This window comes from Mesorhizobium sp. WSM4887, from assembly GCF_029625865.1.
Lineage (GTDB): Bacteria > Pseudomonadota > Alphaproteobacteria > Rhizobiales > Rhizobiaceae > Mesorhizobium.
Genome location: NZ_JARTVP010000002.1, coordinates 699,833 through 720,069, shown reverse-complemented (window position 1 = coordinate 720,069; position 20,237 = coordinate 699,833). Strand labels below are relative to the sequence as shown.

Below are 20,237 nucleotides of genomic sequence, written 5' to 3'. Positions count from 1 at the left end.
AGGGGAATGACATGACCGACAAGATCACCAACTGGACCGGAGCAGACGATGCGATGGTCGAAAACGCCATCCGGCGAGGCGCGAGCCGCCGCGAACTCCTCAAAATGCTGCTGGCGGGCGGCGCCGCGGTTGCCGCGGGCGGCGTTGTGCTTGGCCGTGCCACGCAGGCCGTCGCCGCCACGCCGGTCTCCGGCGGAAACTTCAAGGCGGCCGGCTGGTCGTCATCGACGGCCGACACGCTCGATCCGGCAAAGGCATCGCTCTCCACCGACTATGTCCGGTGTTGCTCGCTCTATAACCGTCTGACCTTCCTCGACAAGGATGGCAAGACGCAGATGGAACTGGCCGAAAGCATCGACAGCAAAGACGCAAAGACCTGGACGGTGAAGCTGCGCAAGGGCGTCACCTTCCACGACGGCAAGGACCTGACGGCTGACGACGTCGTCTTCTCGCTCAAGCGCCATCTCGACAAGGCGGTCGGCTCCAAGGTCGCCAAGATCGCCGCACAGATGACCGGCTTCAAGGCGGTCGACAAATCGACGGTCGAAATCACCCTGGCCGATCCGAATGCCGACCTTCCGACCATCCTGGCGCTGCACCACTTCATGATCGTGGCCGACGGCACCACCGACTTCTCCAAGGGCAACGGCACAGGCGCCTTCGTGCTGCAGACGTTCGAACCGGGCGTCCGTTCGGTCGTCACCAAGAACAAGAACTACTGGAAGTCGGGCAAGCCCTATCTCGACTCCTTCGAATTCATCGCCATCAGCGACGACAGCGCCCGGGTCAACGCCTTGCTTTCCGGCGATATCAATTTTGCTGCCGCGATCAATCCGCGCGCAATGAAGCTGCTGCAGAGCCAGCAGGGCTTCGAACTGTCGAAGACGACCTCGGGCAACTATACGGACCTCAACATCCGGCTCGACATGGATCCGGGCAGCAAGGCCGATTTCGTGACCGGCATGAAATACCTCGTCAACCGCGAGCAGATCGTGAAATCGGCATTGCGCGGCCTCGGCGAAATCGGCAACGACCAGCCCGTCTCGCCGGCGAACATCTTCCACAATGCGGACCTCAAGCCGAAGACTTTCGATCCGGACAAAGCGAAGTTCCACTTCAAGAAGGCGGGCCTGCTCGGCCAGTCCATTCCGGTGGTCGCCTCGGACGCCGCGACCTCGTCGATCGACATGGCGGTCATCATCCAGGCCGCCGGCGCGGAAATCGGCATGAAGCTCGACGTTCAGCGGGTCCCATCCGACGGCTACTGGGACAATTACTGGCTCAAGGCGCCTGTCCATTTCGGCAACATCAATCCGCGCCCGACGCCGGACATCCTGTTCTCGCTGCTTTACGCCTCCAACGCGCCCTGGAACGAAAGCCAGTACAAGTCCGAGAAGTTCGACAAGCTGCTCGTCGAGGCGCGCGGCCTCCTCGACCAGGCCAAGCGCAAGGAGATCTACGGGCAGATGCAGACCATGATCTCCGAGGAAGCAGGCACCATCATCCCGGCCTACATCTCCAACGTCGATGCCCTCTCCAGCAAGGTGAAGGGTTTGGAGGCGAACCCGCTCGGTGGCATGATGGGGTACGCAATGGCGGAATACCTCTGGCTCGAAGCCTAAGAGGCGCCTGTAGGGGACCGGTCAGCCGGTCCCCTGCACTGCATTGCGCAAGATTGTTTGGCCGAACGCAACCGCAGGGAGCTTCCATGAAGTCTGGGGTTCTAAACCTCGTGCTGAAGCGGCTGGCGATCGCGATCGTCACCCTTCTGATCGTCCTGTTCGCCGTGTTCTTCGCGACCAGCATGCTGCCGGGCGACACGGCGTCGATCCTGCTTGGGCAGGCGGCGACGCCCGAGGCGGTCGCCGGCCTGCGCGAGGCCATGCATCTCAACGATCCGGCGATCCTGCGCTTCCTGCGTTGGCTTGTCGGTCTGCTCCACGGCGATCTCGGTACCTCCTACGCCAACGAAATGCCGGTCGCGGCCCTGATCGGCGGGCGCTTCGTCAACACCATGAAGCTCGCCGGCATCACCACGCTGATCTCGGTGCCGCTGGCGCTGACGCTCGGCATCACCGCCGCCATGTTGCGCGGCTCCGTCTACGACCGCACCGTCACCGTGCTTTCGATCGGCGTGATCTCCGTGCCGGAATTCATGGTCGCGACCCTCGCCGTCCTGCTCTTTGCCGTTTATCTGAAATGGCTGCCGGCGTTGTCTTCGGTCAACGAGGCGCACTCGCTTGCCGACCTCGTGCGCATCTATTCGATGCCGGTGATTACCCTCACCTTCGTCATCTCGGCCCAAATGATCCGCATGACGCGCGCCGCGGTGATCGAAACGCTCTCAACGCCTTATGTCGAGATGGCGCTTCTCAAAGGCGCCTCGCGCAGCCGCATGGTGCTCAAGCATGCCCTTCCGAACGCGCTTGGGCCGATCGTCAACGCGGTCGCGCTCTCGTTGTCCTATCTGGTCGGCGGCGTCATCATCGTCGAGACGATCTTCAATTATCCCGGCATCGCCAAGCTGATGGTCGATGCGGTCGCGACCCGCGACCTGCCGCTGATCCAGAGCTGCGCGATGATCTTCTGCCTTGGCTATCTCCTGCTCATCACGGCCGCCGACATCGTCGCCATCATGTCCAACCCGAGGCTCAGATGACAGTGGCGCGCGCGGCATCCTCCCGACGGTCCTTCCTGGGCCACAGCTACAACCTCGTGGGCGTCGTGGCCTCGCTGGTCATTCTGGCGTGGACGCTGGTCGCGATCTTCGCGCCCTACATCATTCCCCATCCGATCGGCGATATCGTCGACGACGACTATTTCGGCCCGATGCGCCAGGGCCTGTGGCTCGGCTCGGACTATCTAGGGCGTGACATGCTCTCCAGGGTTCTCATGGGAGCACGCTACACCGTCGGCATATCGCTTGCCGCCGTCTCGATCGCCTGCTTTTCAGGGGTCGTGCTGGGGATGATCGCGGCCGTCACCGGCGGCTGGTTCGATACCTGCCTCAGCCGCTTCCTCGACGCCATGAACTCCATCCCCAGCAAGCTGTTCGGCCTTGTTGTCGTCGCCGCGGTCGGCTCATCGATCCCGGTGCTGATCCTGACGCTCGCCGTCATCTACATCCCGGGCGCCTACCGCTTCGCGCGGGCGCTTGCCGTCAACATCAACACCATGGATTTCATGACCGTCGCCCGCGTCCGCGGCGAGAGCACTATCTATCTCATCGGCTCCGAGATCCTGCCGAACATCATCCGGCCTGTGCTTGCTGACTTCGGCCTGCGCTTCGTCTTCATCGTGCTTTTGCTCTCCGGCCTGTCCTTCCTCGGGCTCGGTCTGCAGCCGCCTTTAGCCGACTGGGGCGCGCTGGTGCGCGAGAACATCGGCGGCCTGCCCTTCGCGGCCCCGGCCGTCATCGTGCCGTCGCTGGCGATCGCCAGCCTGACCATTAGCGTCAACCTCTTAATCGACAACCTGCCGCAGAAGATCAGGGACCGGGACGCATGACCAATCTCGTCGAGGTCAGAAACCTTCGGATCGAGGCAAAGACCGACGCCGGACGTCTGGTCGAAATCATCAAGGGCGTCAGCCTCGACATCGCCGATGGCGAGATCGTCGCCCTGATCGGCGAGAGCGGCTCCGGCAAGACGACGGTGGCGCTCTCCCTCATGGGCTATGCGCGGCCCGGCTGCCGGATTACTGGCGGCGAGATCAATGTCAACGGCAAGAACATGGCTGCGCTTACCGAGCGGGAACGCGCCAGGTTGCGCGGCACCGACATCGCCTATGTTCCGCAAAGCGCCGCCGCCGCCTTCAACCCCTCATCGACCATCATGGAGCAGGTGATCGAAGTCACGCGCATCCACGGCCTGATGCCACCCGAGCAGGCGCGAAAGCGCGCGGTCGAGCTGTTCCGGGCCTTGTCGCTGCCTGATCCGGACGGTATCGGCGCCCGTTATCCGCACCAGGTTTCAGGCGGGCAATTGCAGCGACTGGCGGCCGCCATGGCGCTGATCGGCGATCCCAAACTGGTCATCTTCGACGAGCCGACGACCGCACTCGACGTGACGACCCAGATCGACGTGCTCAAAGCATTCAAGTCGGTGATGAAGGCGGGCGGCATAGCGGGTGTCTACGTTTCCCACGACCTCGCGGTCGTCGCCCAGATCGCAGATCGCATCGTGGTGCTGAAGGGCGGCGAGGTGCAGGAGACCGGCACGACGGCCGGAATCCTTTCGGCTGCCCAGCATCCCTATACACGGGAATTGCTGGCCGCTTTCGAGCCGAAGTCGAGGCAGATACGGGCGGATGAAGATTCCGGACCAAAGCCGCTGCTTCGCATCGACAATCTGATAGCCGGATACGGCCCGGTGAAAGGTGACGGGCAGCCGGTTATCCGCGCGGTCGATTCCGTCAGCCTGGTCGTGGAGAAGGGCCGCAATCTCGGTGTCATCGGCGAGTCCGGTTGCGGAAAATCGACGCTGGCGCGCGCCATCGCGGGCATTCATCCGGCGGCGACCGGCGATATCGTCTTCGACGGCAAGGCACTGGAGCGCGCCGCCCGGAAACGCACTCGCGACCAACTGCGCGAGATGCAGATCGTGTTCCAGTATGCCGATACCGCGCTCAATCCCGCCAAGCCCATTGAGGACATCATCTCGCGACCGCTGGCCTTCTATCATGGGCTCGACAGGCAGGCGCGCTCGAAGCGTGTCGACGAGTTGCTCGACATGGTGCGCCTGCCGAGGTCGCTGCGCTACCGTCATCCCTCGGAGCTCTCGGGCGGCCAGAAGCAGCGCGTGAACTTCGCGCGCGCGCTGGCGGCCGGTCCGAAGCTCATCATCTGCGACGAAATCACCTCAGCGCTCGACACGGTTGTAGCGTCCGCCGTGATCGAGCTGCTCAAGGAGCTGCAGCGCGAGCTGGGGCTCTCCTATATCTTCATCAGCCACGACCTCTCCGTCGTCGAGGCCATCTGCGACGAGATCATGGTCATGTACAATGGTGAGCGGGTGGAGCAGATCACGCCCGACAAGGTCAAGTCGCCCACGCACCCCTATTCCAAACTTCTGTTCTCCTCCGTGCCGAAGCTCGATCCGACCTGGCTCGACGGCCTCGTCCGCGACCCCGAGCTGGTCAGCCAGTACGGCCACCGCTGACCAAACTGACCGTAGGGGATTCGCCGGACTACAGTTGCGAGCAGAGCCGGTAGGCCTCATAGATTGACGAGTAGATGTCCCTGCTGGCGACCGCGTCTCCAATGCGGTGCAGGACGAAGGATCCTGGAGCTTGGAGCCCTTGCACCCCCTTTGTCGCCACTCCCGTCATGAGCGCGATGTCGGTGACGCCCTTATTGGCGGAGCGGGCACGCAATTCCTGGTAGGTATCTTCCACAGGTGCCGTGCCGCGCTCGACAATGAGTTGGGCCGCGGTCATTTCCGTTTCTGCACCGGTGAGCTCATGCCGGAACCGGGCGGCGATGCCGTTGCCGTGGCGCGCTGCCTTGATGAGCCGCAGATCGCCGACGACCCGGATGCCGAGTTCGGACGCGAGTTTGCGGAAACTGACCCGGTCCGGATAGGGTGTCTCGATCGCAAGGGTGTCGTCAGCCATGGCCAGGCTGACCGCATGTCCCAGGCGGGCAAGATGCAGGGCACAGGATATGGCGGCCTGGCGTCCAGTCTCATCGTAGATGAGCACATCGGCCTTCGCGGGCATGACCCCGGTCAAGATATCCCAGACGCTGTCGCAATGTTCAGCGCCCTCCAGCCACTCCATGTCCGGGATGCCGCCTGTGGCGACGATAACGGCATCCGGTTTCTCGGCAAGCACTCCATCTGCGTCCGCATAGGTGTTGAGGCGGACATCCACGCCCAGGCGCGCGAGCTCTTCGGCGCGCCAGTCGACTATACCGATCAGATCCTTGCGGTCGGAAGCCGAGGCCGCAACGAGCACCTGCCCGCCGACCCGGGCCCCAGCTTCGAACAAGGTCACGCTGTGCCCGCGCTCGGCGGCGACCCGGGCCGCCTCCATCCCGCCCGGACCACCGCCGACGACGACCACCCGTTTCGGCGTTTCGGTCCGGTCAATGATGTGGCTGACGGTCGTTTCATGGCCGCTGGCGGGGTTGTGAATGCAATGGACCTTCTTGTACAGGCAGTAGGACGCGCCGACGCACGGGCGGATGCGGTCTTCTTCGCCCCGCATCACCTTGTTGACGATATGCGGGTCGGCAATATGCGCTCGAGTCATGCCGACCAGATCGACAAGGTTTGCGCGGATCGCGTGCCGCGCCGTGGCTACCTCCCTGATGGCGGCGGCGTGGATGACCGGCAGCCTGGTTTCCCGCTTGAACTGTCCAACCAACGGCAGAAACGGCGCGCTCCTGATAAACATGCCGGGCATATTCTGCTCGGCCAGTGACAAGTCGGTGTCCATGCGGCCGAAGATGCAGTTGAAGAAATCGACATGGCCTTCGCGCTCGAACAGCCGGGCGAAGGCAAGGCCTTCCTCGAAATCCGATCCGTCGTCGACCGCCTCGTCGACCACGAAGCGGATCCCGACGGCGAAGTCGTCGCCCACCGCGCGGCGGATCGCTTCGTGAACCATCAGCCCGAAGCGCGCGCGGTTTTCCAGCGAGCCGCCGAAAGCGTCCGTGCGCCTGTTGGTTCTGCGCGACAGGAATTGGCCGATCAGATGGCCGCCGGTGACGGTCTCGACGCCGTCCAGGCCGCCGTCAACGCAGCGCCTGGCGGCACTGGCGTAGTCCTTGACGATCCTGTCGATGTCCGCGGCGTCCATTTCTTTGGGGAAATTCCGGCTTCGCGTCTCGCGGACGCGTGACGGCGCAACCGGGGGCAACCAGTAACCGGCATAGGCAGTAGCGCGCCGGCCGAGATGCGAGACCTGACACATGACCGTCGCGCCGTGGCGATGAATTCGCTGCGACAGCGATTGGAGATGGGGGATGATGCTATCGCTGGAAAGATCCAGCTGACCGCCGCCCCAGCTCGAATCGGGCGACGTCATCGCCGAGCCGCCGACCATAGTCATCGCCAGGCCGCCGCGCGCCTTCTCTTCATGATAGCGCTGATAGCGCTCGAGCGGCAGGCCACCCTCGTCCAGCATTGAGGCATGACTGGTGCTGACGACGCGGTTGCGCAGCGTTAGACCCTTGAGCCGAAACGGCTGAAGCAGTGGATCGCCGGATGTGCTCCCCGCTTGGAATGCCGCTGCCGGCACATGCTGCTCCGAACCATTCATGAGGGTTATAGTTCGCGATTTGCAGGACTGCAGGAAAGCTTGAAAATTGTTGGGGCGGCTATACGCTTGGCGTATGGCTGGCTTCGCAAAACTCGTTCCATCCGCACGCGGACTCCTCGTTTTCGAGGCCGCTGTCCGTTCAGGAAGTTTCACGGCCGCAGCGCGCGAGTTCAACGTCGCGCAACCCTCGATCAGCCGCAGCATCGCTCAGCTGGAGGCCGATCTCGGCGTGGCTCTGTTCACGCGCGGTCCAACGGGATTGTCCCCGACCCCGGAGGGGCGCGCCCTCTATTCGGCTGTACGGGAAGGATTTGACGGCATCGAGGAGGCGATCGGCACGATCAAGCGGAGCAGTGCCGCAAAGCCGGTGGTTACCCTTTCGCTCTCGAGCTCTCTCGCTACGCACTGGTTCGTTCCGAGGTTAACGGCGTTCAACACGCGATTTCCCGACGTGGACCTGAGGTTCGAACTCATCGCCGGCGTTCTGCGAGGACCCGCCGAGAATGTCGAGCTTGCCACCAGAATCCTGGCCGACGACGACACCCACTATCACCGCTGGGCCTTCTCGCCGGAAATCATCGTTCCGGTGTGCAGCCCATCCTATCTGTCGCACCACGGCCGCTTGAACCATGACTCGGACGGCGAAGGTCATATCCTGCTTCATCTCACCGACGCCAAGGAGCAGTGGCTGGACGCCTGGGGCAGCGTAGCCCACCGCAAGACCAGCAGGGCGAAATGGCTCGAATTCTCGGACTACGCGGTCGTGCTTCAAGCCGCGATGAACGGAGAAGGCGTGGCGCTCGGCTGGCTCAGCAATGTCTCAAGGGCACTGCTTCAGGCAACGCTCGTTCCGGCCTCGGACAGGCAGATCAACACCGGACGGATCCATGAATTGATTGCACCTCGCTCACGGCCAGTGCGGCCGATCGTCTCCGATATCCGCGCCTGGATGATCGCGGAGATGCAAGCCGAGTTGAAAGCGTTGCGCGCACTATTGCAGCCCGGGGTCCTGTAGCCCGGACCGCAGCAGACAACTGCAGCGCCCGGCACAGCCTACCCGCGGACTACATCGGAAACAGGCTGGGCAGCGGCATGTGCGATTTGACGATGGGCGACTTCAGCACCACGAAGCTGAAATACTTGTCGATGCCGATATCCATATCGGTCAGCCGCTCCATGATCGTCTGGTACTCGCCAATCCCGGCGGTCACGAATTTCATCAGATAGTCGTAACCGCCCGACACGAGGTGGCATTCGATGACCTGATCGATCTTCTCGACGACGGCGAGAAAGCGGGCAAAGTCCACCTGGCGATGGTTCTTCAAGGTGATTTCGGTGAACACGGTCAGTGTCTGGCCGAGCTTGCCGATGTTGACCTGCGCGGAATAGCCCTCGATATAACCTTCCGACTGGAGCTTCTTGACCCGCATCAGGCACGGGCTCGGCGACAGGTGCACCAGTTCGGCCAATTCCACATTGGTGATGCGGCCGTTCTTCTGCAATTCATGCAGAATCTTGATGTCGATCCGATCCAGTTTCACGTCCATCTCCGAAGAACGCAAGCCACAGCACAAAATGCCGCCACTTCTCTAGCCGTGACACTACCACAGCCCGCAGGCCTGTCTATCCGATGGGCCTGCTCTGACACGCAGGGACTCTCGATTCCATTGCGCGCTACGGAATAAAATTCTGCCTGAAGCATAACTGCGGCAGCGGCTGCCTGCGCAACGCGCTAGATTCGAGCCTCGAAGCAGAGAGAGGACCATGCGCGCGCCGCTGCAACAGATCGAGACATCCGACGAACTGCCGCAATCCGCGGATGCGGTGGTGATCGGCGGAGGCATCGTCGGCGTCTTCGCGGCCTACTACCTGGCTAGGCGCGGCTTGAAGGTCGCGCTTGTCGAAAAAGGACGCATCGGCGCCGAGCAATCCAGCAGGAACTGGGGATGGTGCCGCCAGCAGAACCGCGACGCCCGCGAGCTGCCGATGGCGACGCGCAGCCTCGATCTCTGGGAGCGCTTTGCGGCCGAAAGCGGCCAGGACACCGGCTTTCGCCGCTGCGGCCTGCTCTATCTCAGCAATGACGAGGCGGAACTGGCCGGCTGGGCGCGCTGGCGTGACTTCGCCAGAACAGCGGGCGTCACCACGCACATGCTCGACAGCGCCGAGGCCAGCGGGCGGGGCCGCGCCACCGGCCGTACCTGGAAAGGCGGCGTCTTCTCGCCGACCGACGGCACCGCCGATCCGTCGCAGGCCGCGCCAGCGGTCGCCCGCGCCATCGTCCAGCTTGGCGGCACGGTGCATCAGAATTGCGCCGCGCGCGGTATCGAGACCGAGGGCGGTCGCCTGTGCGGCGTGGTCACGGAAAGCGGTACGATCCGCACGAAGGCGGCGGTTTTGGCCGGTGGCGCCTGGGCGTCCTCCTTTTGCCGTCAGTTCGGCTTCCGCTTCCCGCAGGCCTCGATCCGCTCCTCCATCCTGTCCGTCTCGCCCGGCGCGGGGGGCTTGCCGGATGCGCTACACACGGCAAAAATCTCGGCGACGCGGCGCGGTGACGGCGGCTACACGCTCGCCATAAGCGGCCGCGGACGCGTCGACGTGACGCCGCAGCAGCTGCGCTTCGCTTCGCAGTTCGTCCCCATGTTCCTGAAGCGCTGGCGCAGCCTCGCGCCCGGCGGGTTGCAGGGGGTGCGCTCAGGCCACGAAACGCTCCAACGCTGGCGGCTCGACCGGCCGACGCCGATGGAGCGGATGCGTATCCTCGATCCGATGCCGGATCAGGCGACCATCCGCCTGACCCATGCCCGCGCGCTCGAGCTGCTGCCTGCGCTGCGGCAGACGAAGATCAGCGCGGCCTGGGCGGGCTACATCGACAGCACCCCGGACGGCGTGCCGGCCATCGGCGAGATACACGCCGTTCCAGGCTTCTTCCTGGCTGCCGGATTTTCGGGTCACGGCTTCGGCATCGGACCCGGTGCCGGGCACCTCGTCGCCGATCTTGTCACCGGGTTGGAGCCGATCGTCGATCCGAAATCCTACGATCCGCGGCGTTTCGATGCTTCGGCGTGGGGCAAGGTCGCCGACTTCTAGTTTCAAACGCGACATTCCGACATCGCTTGGCAGGTGAACCCTCCGGATTGCATCAGCTCTCCCGAAGAAAGGCGCCGATGGGGGCAGGCCGGATGGGGGCCTGCCCGCGAAACCGGCCGACATCCTCGGGCCTACAGCCGGCGTGGGCTGCGATGAGTTCGGCGGCTGCCAACTGGCAATAACGCCCCTGGCAGCGCCCCATGCCGACGCGCGAGAGCGATTTCACCCTGTTGGCCTCGCCGCCGCCGAGAGTCGTGCCCTCGCGCACGGCCCCGGCAGTGACGTTCTCGCAGCGGCAGACGATCGTATCGTCGGGAAGCGCCCTCACCATCGCGCCTGGCCAAGGAAAGGCCTGGGCCAGACCGCGGGCAAAGCGCTCGAGCCGTGCGAGCCTGCGCAGGTCGGCGCCGACGGAGGGCACCGGGCTTCCAAGATCGGCAAGGCACGCCGCCGCGGCAAGGCGCCCGGCGATCTCCGCGCCGTCCGCCCCGAGAGGACGAGCCCCATCACCGGCCAGGTAGATGCCATTGCCGGCCCGTCCCATCCGGTCGGTCTTCGGGAGCCACTGCCGCCATTGCTCATCATAGGTAAGGGCGCATCCCACAAGGTCAGTCAGATGAGTCTCCGCCCGCAGGTGCCAGCCGATCCCGATCATGTCGCATGGGGTGACGCGCTCCCGGCCGCCGGCGTCGCGCCAGCGCATCCCGGTGACGCCCCGTCCATCGGCATCGATTTGCAGAGGCGTCACGCCAGCGTGGTAGCGGCGACCAAGCCGCGCCCGCAGGGCCAGCCCGCGCAACGCCACGATTGGTCGGGCGGCAAGTCCCCAGAACCCGCGCATCTGCTGGCGCCAGGAAGACGTATCAAGCACCGCCGCCACATCCGCTCCGGCCTTGAGGAGTTGCATGCCAACCAGCGTCAGCAAGGGGCCCGACCCGATAAGCACGATGCGCCGTCCGAGCGCGACACCCTGCGCCTTGAGCGCGATCTGCGCCGCGCCAAGGCTGAAGACGCCGGCGTTCTGCCAGCCAGGGACCGGAGCGACGCGGTCGGATGCGCCGGTGGCGAGGATCAGGCGGTCGTAGAAGACGACCTCCGCGCCGCCCTCCCCCAGCACATGCAGCCGCCCCTCATGCACGGCGATGACGGAGCTGCGCGCGCAATAAGTGAGCCGCCCTTCTTCGGCCATCCGGTCGAAGAGCAAATGCAATGCGCGCGCCTTGTCCGCCGCAAAGCCGTACAGCTGCTCCGGAGTTCGGACGAACCCGGCAGGCGGGCGGCGATAGATCTGCCCACCCGCGCGGTGCCCTTCATCGATCACCACCGGATGGAGGCCGGCCTCGACCAGTGTCGCCGCGGCCCTTATGCCGGCGGGGCCCGCACCTACGATCAAGATGCGCGGCGATGACGGCTCGCTCACGGCCAGTTCTCCGGCGGTGTCGTGCGCAGCCGCATGCCTTCGACGACAAGAGTTGTGCACGCACGCAGGCGCGGTCCCCCTTCTTGCCATACCCAGCAGTCCTGGCAGGCTCCCATCAGGCAGAACCCCGCGCGCGGCTCGGGACCGAACTCGGAACTCCGCAGCGCAGGTCCTGAAGCCAGCATTGCGGTCAGCACGGTGTCGCCGTCCAGCGCGTTGCGCGTCTCACCGTCGAGAAGGAATTGCACCTCCTCGCGATCGCGCTCGGCCAGCCGGACGATGCGGCCGACCGTGATCATTCGGCGGCCTCTCGTACCGGCCCCGGACGAGGCAGCTCGGGAAAACGTTCGCAGACCGCCTCGAAGGCCGCTTGGACGCCTTCCGGCCCGGAGCGACCTTTCATGCGGCGAAAAATCTCCGTCTTGGCGAAGAACCGCCAGTGGATCGGCAAGGCGTCCAGCAGAGCGTGGAGCCGGTCATAGGCGGCCGGCGTCCACTGCGCTTCGTAGCTGTCGCGCTCCGGCCCGAAATGGAAATGGCCGACGGACGGCGTGTGCCTCGCGCGCAGCCGCTCCGTCGCGCGCTCGTCGACTTCGCCGCCGCGGATAACGACCCCGTAGTCGCTTTCGGCTGCGGCCGGCGAGAGATAGCCGCGCCGCACATCCTCACCGACCCGCCAGGGCTCGCGCTGAAACGGGTCGCCGCGTCCGCCGCCGCCGGCGGAGCGGATCTCGAGCACGTCGCCCGGCTGCAGCACCGCCGTGTCGATGTTGCCCAGCCGCCGCTCGCGGTCGGTGCCCGGATTGACGACCATGTCCGACAGGCCGGCCGCCTTGCCGCCCAGCACGCCCCAGGGACGGAAGAAGCTGCGGTCGCGATTGCGCGCCGTAATCCGGGAGTCGGGGGCAAAGACTCGAAAAGCCATCTCGGTCGCCAGCCCGCCGCGCCAGCGGCCCGCACCGCCGCTGTCCCGGGCGAGCCCATATTTCACGAACTCGACCGGCGTCTCGGTCTCGGTGATCTCGATCGGCGTGTTCTTGAGATAGGCGGCATCGGCGCCCGATCCATTGGTGCCATCGCGATGCGGCATCGCGCCGCCGCCGCCCACCACGGGGTTGACCGCCGCGATGACGCTCCTGCTGGTGCGCTCATCGATGGTCATGACGTTGACGATGCAGTTGTTGCCGGCCGGCGCCGCCGGCAAGCGCTCCGGCAGCACCTGTGAGAAGGCCCCGAAGATGACCGAGCGCAGCCGGGCGCAGGTGAGCGAGCGCATGCCGACGGCGGCGGGATGGACGGGGTTCAGCACCGAACCTTGCGGCGTGATGCAGGTGAACGGCCGGGTGAGGCCCGCGTTGAGCAGGATTTTCGGGTTGAGCGTGTAGAGCACGTAATAGACGCCGACGAGCAGCATCGTGTGGCGCGGGTCGCCGCCCGAAGGCACGTTGAGCGAGGAGCCGAGCTGCGGATCGGAGCCGGTGAAGTCGAGCACGGCCTCATCGCCTTTGATCGTCAGCGTCAGCTTCAGCCGGCAGGGATTGGCCTCGACCGAATCCTCATCGGCATAGTCGGCGAATTGCCAGGTGCCGTCGGGCATGGTGCGCAGCACGTCCCGCGCCTGCGCCTCGGCATGGTCAAGAAGAGCGGCAACGCCTTCGACGAAGCCGGCCTTGCCGAACTTCTTCACCATCGCCTGGATCTTGCGCTCGCCGGTGTTGAGTGCGCCGACCAGCGCCTTCATGTCGCCGATGTTGAGGTCCGGCTTGCGCACATTGGTGCTCATGATGCTGAGGATCGTCTCGTCGAAGACGCCTTCCCTCACCAGCTTCATCGGCGGAAAGCGGACGCCTTCCTGATGGATTTCGGTGAGCGCGCGGCTGAGCGAAGCCGGCACAGCCCCGCCCATGTCGGTGTTGTGGATGTGCCCTCCCGTCCAGGCGACGATCTCGCCGTCGACGAAGACCGGCTTCCACAAATGCGTGTCGGGCGCGTGCGTGGCGACGTGGCCGGAATAGGGATCGTTGGTGAAGGCGACGTCTCCCGGCCGATAGTCGTTCACCATGGCGATCGCACGGTGATAGGAAAGCCCGGGGTACCATGTGGCGCCGAGCTCCATCGGGACGGCGAAGGTCGCTCCCGAGCGGTCCATCAGCATCACCGTAAAATCCTGCGTCTCCTTGACGAAGGCGGAGTGCGCGGTGCGGTGCAGCGTGTGGGCCATGTTCTCGGCCGCCGCGCGGGCATGGTTCGCCAGAACCTGAAGATTTGTGCGGTCGAACAAGGCGTCACTCCGCGAAAGTCAGTACGAGATTGAGGTGGCGATCGACCCGCGCCTGCGTTCCGGCGGGGAGGGCGAAGGTGGTATCTTCCTGCACTACCACCGCAGGCCCGTGAAACGCGCTGCCCGGCACCAGGGTCTGGCGGTCATGGAGGTCGACGGTCTCGACGGTCAGACCGGTATAGACCGGCACCCGGCGCGCCGGATGGGTCGGGACGTCGATCTCCTCGGTCTCGGGGAAGGAGAGCGCCGGACCTGCGCCTATCGCGGACAGCCGTACATTCACAAGCTCGATCGCGCCGTCCGGATCGTGGAAGTCGTAGAGCTGCTCATGGGTGCGGTGGAATGCCTGCTCGATCGCGGCCGCGTCGCCGTCCGCCAGCCATTGGGGCGAAAGGACAACCTCGATCTCATAGCTCTGGCCGAAGTAGCGCATGTCGCAGGAGAGTGTGAGTTGCGCGGCCGCATCGTGCCCCTGCGCCGCAAGCCAGTCGCGGCCCTCCTGCGCCAGCGCCTCGAAGGCCTCGCGGATTCCGGGAAGCGACGCGCCGGATAGCGGGCTGAAGATGGTGCGGATGAAGTCCCCGCGCAGATCAGCCACCAGCCCACCCAGCGCCGATACCACGCCGGGGCGGCGGGGCGCCATGACGCGCTTGATGCCGAGCTCGCGGGCCAGGAAGGCGCCGAGCATCGGGCCGCCGCCGCCGAATGGCATCAGCGTGAAATCGCGCAGATCGACGCCGGCGCGCGAGGCGAGCTTCTCAACCTCGACGAACATTTCCGACACCGCGATGTCGAGGATCGCCTGCGCGGTCTGCTCGACCGGACGGCCGAGCCGGGCGGCAAGCTCGCCGACCACGCGATGCGCCAGTTGGGTCTCGATCCTGAGCTGGCCATATGCCATCTCGCTATGGCCGAGCCATCCGCACACCACCATGGCGTCAGTTACCGTCGCCCGCTCGCCGCCACGGCCGTAGCATGCAGGTCCCGGCGTCGAACCGGCCGATTCCGGCCCGACCCGCAGCACTCCTTGCGCGTCGACGCTGGCGATCGAGCCGCCGCCGACGCCGATCGAGCTCACCGATACGGAAGGGATATGGAGCGGAAATTCGCCGATCAGCTCGCCGGTGCCGAACTGCGGCTCGCCGTTTATGATGAGCGCGAAATCGGCCGAGGTCCCGCCGATGTCGAGGGTGAGAACCTTATCCTCGCCGGCCTGACGCGCCAGCCACGAGGCGCCGATGACGCCGGAGGCCGTTCCCGACAGCAGCATATTCACGCAGGCGCGCTTGCCTTCGGCGGCGTTCATCAGCCCACCGTTCGACTTCGTCAGCATCGGCCGGGCCGGCACGCCGCGATGCTTCAGCCGCTCTTCCAGCGCGGTCAGATAGCCAGAGACGCGCGGATGGACATAGGCATTGAGAATGGCGGTCGAGCTGCGCTCGTATTCGCGGATGACCGGCCACACCTCGGCGGAGGTGAAGACCAAGAGGTCGGGCGCCAAGCGCGCGATCGCCGCCTTGACCGAAGCCTCCTGCGCAGCGTTGCGCCAGGAATGCAGGAAGGACACGACGATCCCCTGCGCCCCGTTCGCTTTCGCGGCCGCGACCGCGCTCTCCACCGCCGCCGTGTCGGGCGCCTGGGATTCATTGCCATCGGCGCGCATGCGGGCCGGAATGCCGAACACCATGTCGCGCGAGATCAGCGGATCCGGCCGCGCGCAGAACAGCGAATACATGTCCGGCATGCGAAGCCGCGCGAGTTCGATCACGTCCTCGAAGCCGGCATTGGTGAATAGCGCCAGCGGCGCGCCCTTGCGCTGGATGATGGTGTTGATGCCGACCGTCGTGCCGTGCACGAAGCGCGTCATATGGGTCGGGTCGAAGCCTTCGCGTTCGGCTAGCAAGGTGAGCCCCGTCATCAGCTCGGCACCCGGATCTTCCGGCGTCGTCAGCACCTTCAGCGAAGCGACGCGTCCGGAGTTTGCTTCGAGCGCGCAGAAATCGATGAATGTCCCGCCGATGTCGACGCCGACCTTCCAGTCGGCCTTCTTCAGCGCCTCATCCGTCGCAGTGGCTCCATCCATGATGCGTCCCTTTCGGTCTGCTCGGAAACTCGCACGAGCGGACAGTCACGGTCCAAGATGGATGATGGGCAAGAATATAAGTCGTACTTATACCTTGACGCTATGCTCGCCGAGAACGGCGGAGCAGGCCGCACGGATGTCATCGCGCATCGTTTCGTCGGCCCTCGAAAGGGCTCGTGCGCGCGACGCGAGCAGCGCAATCGGGAATTCCGGGCCGCCCGCCAGCGGCCTGACAGCGAGGCCGGAAAACTGGCGCCACGGCAGCAGCGCGTCGACGAGAGCGACGCCCAGGCCGGCCTGGACGAAGCCGACCGCAGAGATCGAAATGTCGATCTCCAGCGACGGCGAAAGCGCCACGCCTTGCGCGCGGGCCGCGTGGGCCAGTTCGTCGGCGGGACGCGTGTTGCCGCGATAGGATATCAGTTCCTGCCCCACGAGATCAGCGAGCGTCAGCTCGGTTTTCTTCTGCAGCGCGTGTCCGCGCGGCAGCAGGCAGGCGAAGCCGACACTGCCGATCACCTCGGCCTCGATGTCGGGAGGCAGGCGGTCATCCATGGCCACGCCGAGGCTCGCATCGCCGGCGCGCAGCATGTCTACAATCGCGGCGATCGGCGCGCTATGGGAACGCAGCAGCATGTCGGGATGCTGCGCCCGAAATGCGGTGAAGGCGCGCGGCAATATCGCCATGGCCGGCGGCGGCGAGGCGGCGACCCGCACCAGCCCGGTCCGACCGAGACGCAGATCGGTGGTCTTGCGGCGCAGGCCGTCGAGCCCCGCCGACAGCCTCTCGGCATCGGGAAAGATCTCGAGTGCCTCAGGGGTCGGCCGCAGCCTGCCCTTGACCCGCTCGAACAGCGTGAAGCCGAGCTCGTCCTCAGTGTGGAGCAGTATTTGGCTGAGCGCGGGCTGGGAGATGTTCAGCATTCGCGCCGCGGCGGTCACGGTGCCCGCGCGCATGACGGCGATGAACACTTCGAGCTGCCGGGCCCGCATTCCTACTCCATAGGTCAAACTTATGGGTTTTATCCAAAGCCATCTTTGACGCATTGCCGCGGCGCCGACAAGATGGATCCAGAATCAGCCCTCTGCGCTAAGGAACGACAATGGATGTGATCGTGCTGGGCGGCGGCCTGATGGGGACAGCTTCCGCCTATTTCCTGGCCAGGCGCGGCGCCCGCGTGACGCTGGTCGAGCGCAACCGGATCGGCGGTGGAGCAACCGTCGCCTCCTTCGGCAACATCCGGCGCACGGGGCGTCATCTGCCGCAGCTTCCGCTGGCCCACCGCTCGCTCCGGCTGTGGGGCGAGGCCGAAAAAATGCTGGGGCGCGATGTGGAATTCCGCGCCACCGGTCACGTGCGGCTGATCTTCGACGAAGGCGGTCTCGCCGACATGCGCAGCTATGCCGAGGCGGCGCGTCCCTGGGGACTCGAGCTGGAGCAGCTCAGCCCGCGCGAGATCCGCGCGCGTTTTCCCGGCCTCGGTCCCGACGCGATCGCGGCGTCGTTCTCTCCGCATGACGGCAGCGGCAATCCGCGGCTGATCGCGCCGGCCTTCGCCGAGGCCGCCCGCAAGCTGGGCGCGAAAATCATCGACGAAGCTCGGGTCGAAAAGATCGAGCGGACCGACTCCGGTTTCCTTGTCGCCAGTTCAAAAGGCGCTTTCGCCGGCGAATGCCTGGTCAACACCGCCGGCGCCTGGGGCGCGCGCGTCGCCGCGCTGTTCGGCGAAGAGGTCCCGCTCGATGCCCGCGGTCCACAAATGGGTGTGACCGAACCACTGCCGCACCGGATCCTGCCGGTGGTCGGCATCTGGACGCGCGACAAGGACTATGGCGCCTATCTGCGTCAGGTCGAGCGCGGCAACATCGTCTTCGGCGGCGCGGCCGAAAGAGTGTCGGTGGACCTCGATCCAGGCCATGCGGCCGCCGACCCCATGCGCCTGCCGACGCAATTGCGGGCCGTCGCGCGGCTGCTGCCGGCGATCGCGCAAGTCGCGGTCATCCGCACCTGGTCGGGCTGCGAAGGCTATGTCCGCGACATGCTGCCGGTCATGGGACGCTCGTCGACGACGCCGGGCCTGTTCCACGCCTTCGGCTTCAGCGGGCACGGCTTCCAGCTCGGTCCGGGTGTCGGCGACGCCATGGCCGAGCTCATCACCACCGGCGACTGCGAAACGGCCCTCGACGATTTTAGGATAGATCGCTTCAATCGCGGAGCCTGACGAGGCGAGTCGATCCCCTGGGCTCAGGCGTCCTTTGACGCGGAAGAAGGGAGCTTTCCATCTGTCCGAACGACGGCTTGTTGGGTGAGCAGAAAGGTCGCTTTCGGATGGCTCAGACTGGAGTTCGCCCCCAGCAAACCGCGGCCGCGGATTGGAGCGCGTGGGCGCTGCGCGACAAGCGATTCATAAGTGTCGTTGTACGAGCGTTCCCCGATCGGCGATTCTTATCCCATGCTTTGCTCAGCCCTATCGGCTTAATGTCGAACGCAGGATGCCGCGCAGAACATGGCACGCTTCTACGGACTTTCCATCGAAACGACATTGTTTTGCGGCGCTTCGGCCAAAGGATGACGACTGAACCTAGACAGTAAGGAGCTTGCGTACATCGGGCCTGTCCAGATCCTCGGCGGGGCCGGTATGCACGATCTGGCCGCGGTCCATGATGTTGACCTCGTCGGCAAGCTCGCGGCAGAAATCCAGATACTGCTCGACCAGAAGCACCGCGATCCCCGCCTGGTCGCGCAGATAGCGGATGGCGCGGCCGATGTCTTTGATGATTGATGGCTGGATGCCTTCGGTCGGCTCGTCGAGCACGAGCAGCTTCGGCCGCATCACCAGCGCGCGGCCTATGGCGAGCTGCTGCTGCTGGCCGCCGGACAAGTCGCCGGCGCGGCGGCCGAGCGTCTGCTTCAACCCTGGAAACAGCTCGAAGACATGAGCTGGAACGTTGCGGTCGGCGCGCTTCAGCGGTGCGAACCCCGATTCCAGATTTTCGCGCACCGTGAGCAGGGGAAAGATTTCCCTGCCCTGCGGCACGAATGCGATGCCCGACCGGGCGCGGTCATACGCCGCGCTCCGCTCGAGCGCTTTCCCCTCGAAGGCAACACTTCCGCTCGTCAGCCTATGATGGCCGACGATGGATCTCATCAGACTGGTCTTGCCGACGCCGTTGCGGCCGAGTACGCAGGTGATCTTGCCCGCGCCCGCTTTCAGCGAAACGCCGCGCAGCGCCTGGGCGGCACCGTAATGGAGGGTGGCGTTGGAGACTTCGAGCATGGTCAGCCCCTTCTCCAGCACCTGAGGAAGGAAAGGTCGAAACGATGCAACGAGACCCGCCAGATCATGCTCAGCGCCCCAGATAGACTTCGACGACGCGTTCGTCGGCCGAAACGAAATCGAGCGTGCCTTCCGACAGCACCGAGCCCTCGTGCAGGCAGGTGACCTTGACGCCGAGCTCGCGCACGAAATGCATGTCGTGCTCGACGACGACCACCGAATGGTCGCGGGCGATGTCCTTGAGCAGGCGCGCCGTCTCCTCGGTCTCCGCGTCGGTCATGCCGGCGACCGGCTCGTCGACGAGGAGCAGCTTCGGGTCTTGCGCCAGCAGCATGCCGATCTCCAGCCACTGCTTCTGGCCATGGCTGAGATTGGCGGCGACCTCCCCGCGCTTGTCGCCGAGGCGGATGATGCCGAGGATGTCGTCGATGCGCCTGGCCCCGGTCGGCGAGCCGCGATGGAAGAGCGCTGGAAAGATCGAGCGCGGCCCCTTCAGCGCCAGCATCAGATTGTCCTCGACGCTGTGGCTCTCGAAGACGGTCGGCTTTTGGAACTTGCGGCCGATGCCCATCATGGCGATCTCGGCTTCGTCATGCCGGGTGAGATCGACCCGACCGTCGAAGAATACCTCGCCCTCGTCCGGCCGCGTCTTGCCGGTGACAATATCCATCATCGTCGTCTTGCCGGCGCCGTTGGGTCCGATGATGGCGCGCATCTCGCCCTTGTCGAGCACCAGCGACAGGTTGTTGATGGCGCGAAAGCCGTCGAAGGAGACCGAGACGCCGTCCAGATAGAGGATGGTGTTCGACTTGCTCATGGTCG

The 20,237-nt window shown here is 65.2% G+C and carries 16 protein-coding genes; 7 read left to right on the top strand and 9 right to left on the bottom strand.

Features of this window, described 5'->3' with window-relative positions:
* The first annotated feature begins 11 nt into the window (after window positions 1–11).
* The 4 genes from P9230_RS11890 (at window position 12) to P9230_RS11875 (ending at window position 5,159) form a co-directional block, all read left to right on the top strand.
* Window positions 12–1,622, top strand: coding sequence for an ABC transporter substrate-binding protein (locus tag P9230_RS11890; RefSeq protein ID WP_095825758.1), 1,611 nt, complete (start codon window positions 12–14; stop codon window positions 1,620–1,622).
* Between the two features lie 86 nt (window positions 1,623–1,708).
* On the top strand, window positions 1,709–2,659 hold the full coding sequence (locus tag P9230_RS11885; protein ID WP_066989177.1) for an ABC transporter permease: 951 nt from the start codon (window positions 1,709–1,711) through the stop codon (window positions 2,657–2,659).
* Complete coding sequence (locus tag P9230_RS11880; protein WP_066989179.1) at window positions 2,656–3,507, top strand: ABC transporter permease; 852 nt, start codon at window positions 2,656–2,658, stop codon at window positions 3,505–3,507. Before P9230_RS11885 ends, P9230_RS11880 begins: the two co-directional genes overlap by 4 nt.
* A complete protein-coding gene (locus tag P9230_RS11875) occupies window positions 3,504–5,159 on the top strand; it encodes an ABC transporter ATP-binding protein (protein WP_095826959.1) in 1,656 nt (551 codons plus the stop codon). Before P9230_RS11880 ends, P9230_RS11875 begins: the two co-directional genes overlap by 4 nt.
* A 28-nt stretch (window positions 5,160–5,187) precedes the next feature.
* On the opposite strand, the gene P9230_RS11870 is transcribed toward P9230_RS11875, so the two are convergent.
* On the bottom strand, window positions 5,188–7,263 hold the full coding sequence (locus P9230_RS11870; protein ID WP_278119471.1) for an NADH:flavin oxidoreductase: 2,076 nt from the start codon (window positions 7,261–7,263) through the stop codon (window positions 5,188–5,190).
* A gap of 73 nt (window positions 7,264–7,336) precedes the next feature.
* Here P9230_RS11870 and P9230_RS11865 point away from each other — a divergent pair, with 73 nt between their 5' ends.
* The gene (locus P9230_RS11865) at window positions 7,337–8,278 is read left to right on the top strand and encodes a LysR family transcriptional regulator (protein WP_278119097.1); all 942 of its coding nucleotides are present in this window, start codon (window positions 7,337–7,339) and stop codon (window positions 8,276–8,278) included.
* A 49-nt stretch (window positions 8,279–8,327) separates the two neighbouring features.
* Here the strand turns inward: P9230_RS11865 and P9230_RS11860 are convergent, their stop codons facing one another.
* On the bottom strand, window positions 8,328–8,804 hold the full coding sequence (locus P9230_RS11860) for an Lrp/AsnC family transcriptional regulator (protein WP_066989429.1): 477 nt from the start codon (window positions 8,802–8,804) through the stop codon (window positions 8,328–8,330).
* Between the two features lie 223 nt (window positions 8,805–9,027).
* On the opposite strand from P9230_RS11860, the gene P9230_RS11855 reads away from it, so the two are divergent.
* Window positions 9,028–10,353 (top strand): FAD-binding oxidoreductase, encoded by a 1,326-nt coding sequence (locus tag P9230_RS11855; protein ID WP_127240190.1) that lies wholly within the window; start codon window positions 9,028–9,030, stop codon window positions 10,351–10,353.
* A gap of 52 nt (window positions 10,354–10,405) precedes the next feature.
* Here P9230_RS11855 and P9230_RS11850 read toward each other — a convergent pair whose 3' ends face one another.
* The 5 genes from P9230_RS11850 to P9230_RS11830 all read right to left on the bottom strand — a co-directional run bounded on the left by P9230_RS11850 (window position 10,406) and on the right by P9230_RS11830 (window position 17,130).
* Window positions 10,406–11,773, bottom strand: a complete 1,368-nt coding sequence (locus P9230_RS11850) for an FAD/NAD(P)-binding oxidoreductase (RefSeq protein ID WP_278119095.1) — start codon at window positions 11,771–11,773, stop codon at window positions 10,406–10,408.
* Window positions 11,770–12,072: a (2Fe-2S)-binding protein gene (locus P9230_RS11845; protein ID WP_278119093.1), complete on the bottom strand. Its 303-nt coding sequence runs from the start codon at window positions 12,070–12,072 to the stop codon at window positions 11,770–11,772. The genes P9230_RS11850 and P9230_RS11845 overlap by 4 nt, the downstream gene beginning before the upstream one ends.
* Window positions 12,069–14,054, bottom strand: coding sequence for a hydantoinase B/oxoprolinase family protein (locus P9230_RS11840; RefSeq protein ID WP_278119091.1), 1,986 nt, complete (start codon window positions 14,052–14,054; stop codon window positions 12,069–12,071). The genes P9230_RS11845 and P9230_RS11840 overlap by 4 nt, the downstream gene beginning before the upstream one ends.
* A 4-nt stretch (window positions 14,055–14,058) precedes the next feature.
* Entirely contained in the window at window positions 14,059–16,137 is a 2,079-nt protein-coding gene (locus tag P9230_RS11835; protein WP_278119089.1) for a hydantoinase/oxoprolinase family protein, read from the bottom strand.
* Window positions 16,138–16,224: 87 nt separating this feature from the next.
* The gene (locus P9230_RS11830; protein WP_095825766.1) at window positions 16,225–17,130 is read right to left on the bottom strand and encodes a LysR family transcriptional regulator; all 906 of its coding nucleotides are present in this window, start codon (window positions 17,128–17,130) and stop codon (window positions 16,225–16,227) included.
* Window positions 17,131–17,240: 110 nt separating this feature from the next.
* Between P9230_RS11830 and P9230_RS11825 the strand changes: the two genes are divergently transcribed.
* Complete coding sequence (locus P9230_RS11825) at window positions 17,241–18,359, top strand: FAD-binding oxidoreductase (protein ID WP_278112644.1); 1,119 nt, start codon at window positions 17,241–17,243, stop codon at window positions 18,357–18,359.
* 360 nt (window positions 18,360–18,719) lie between these two features.
* On the opposite strand, the gene urtE is transcribed toward P9230_RS11825, so the two are convergent.
* The gene (urtE, locus tag P9230_RS11820) at window positions 18,720–19,415 is read right to left on the bottom strand and encodes an urea ABC transporter ATP-binding subunit UrtE (RefSeq protein WP_067327999.1); all 696 of its coding nucleotides are present in this window, start codon (window positions 19,413–19,415) and stop codon (window positions 18,720–18,722) included.
* A 70-nt stretch (window positions 19,416–19,485) separates the two neighbouring features.
* Complete coding sequence (gene urtD / locus P9230_RS11815) at window positions 19,486–20,232, bottom strand: urea ABC transporter ATP-binding protein UrtD (protein WP_095801062.1); 747 nt, start codon at window positions 20,230–20,232, stop codon at window positions 19,486–19,488.
* Between the last annotated feature and the right edge of the window lie 5 nt (window positions 20,233–20,237).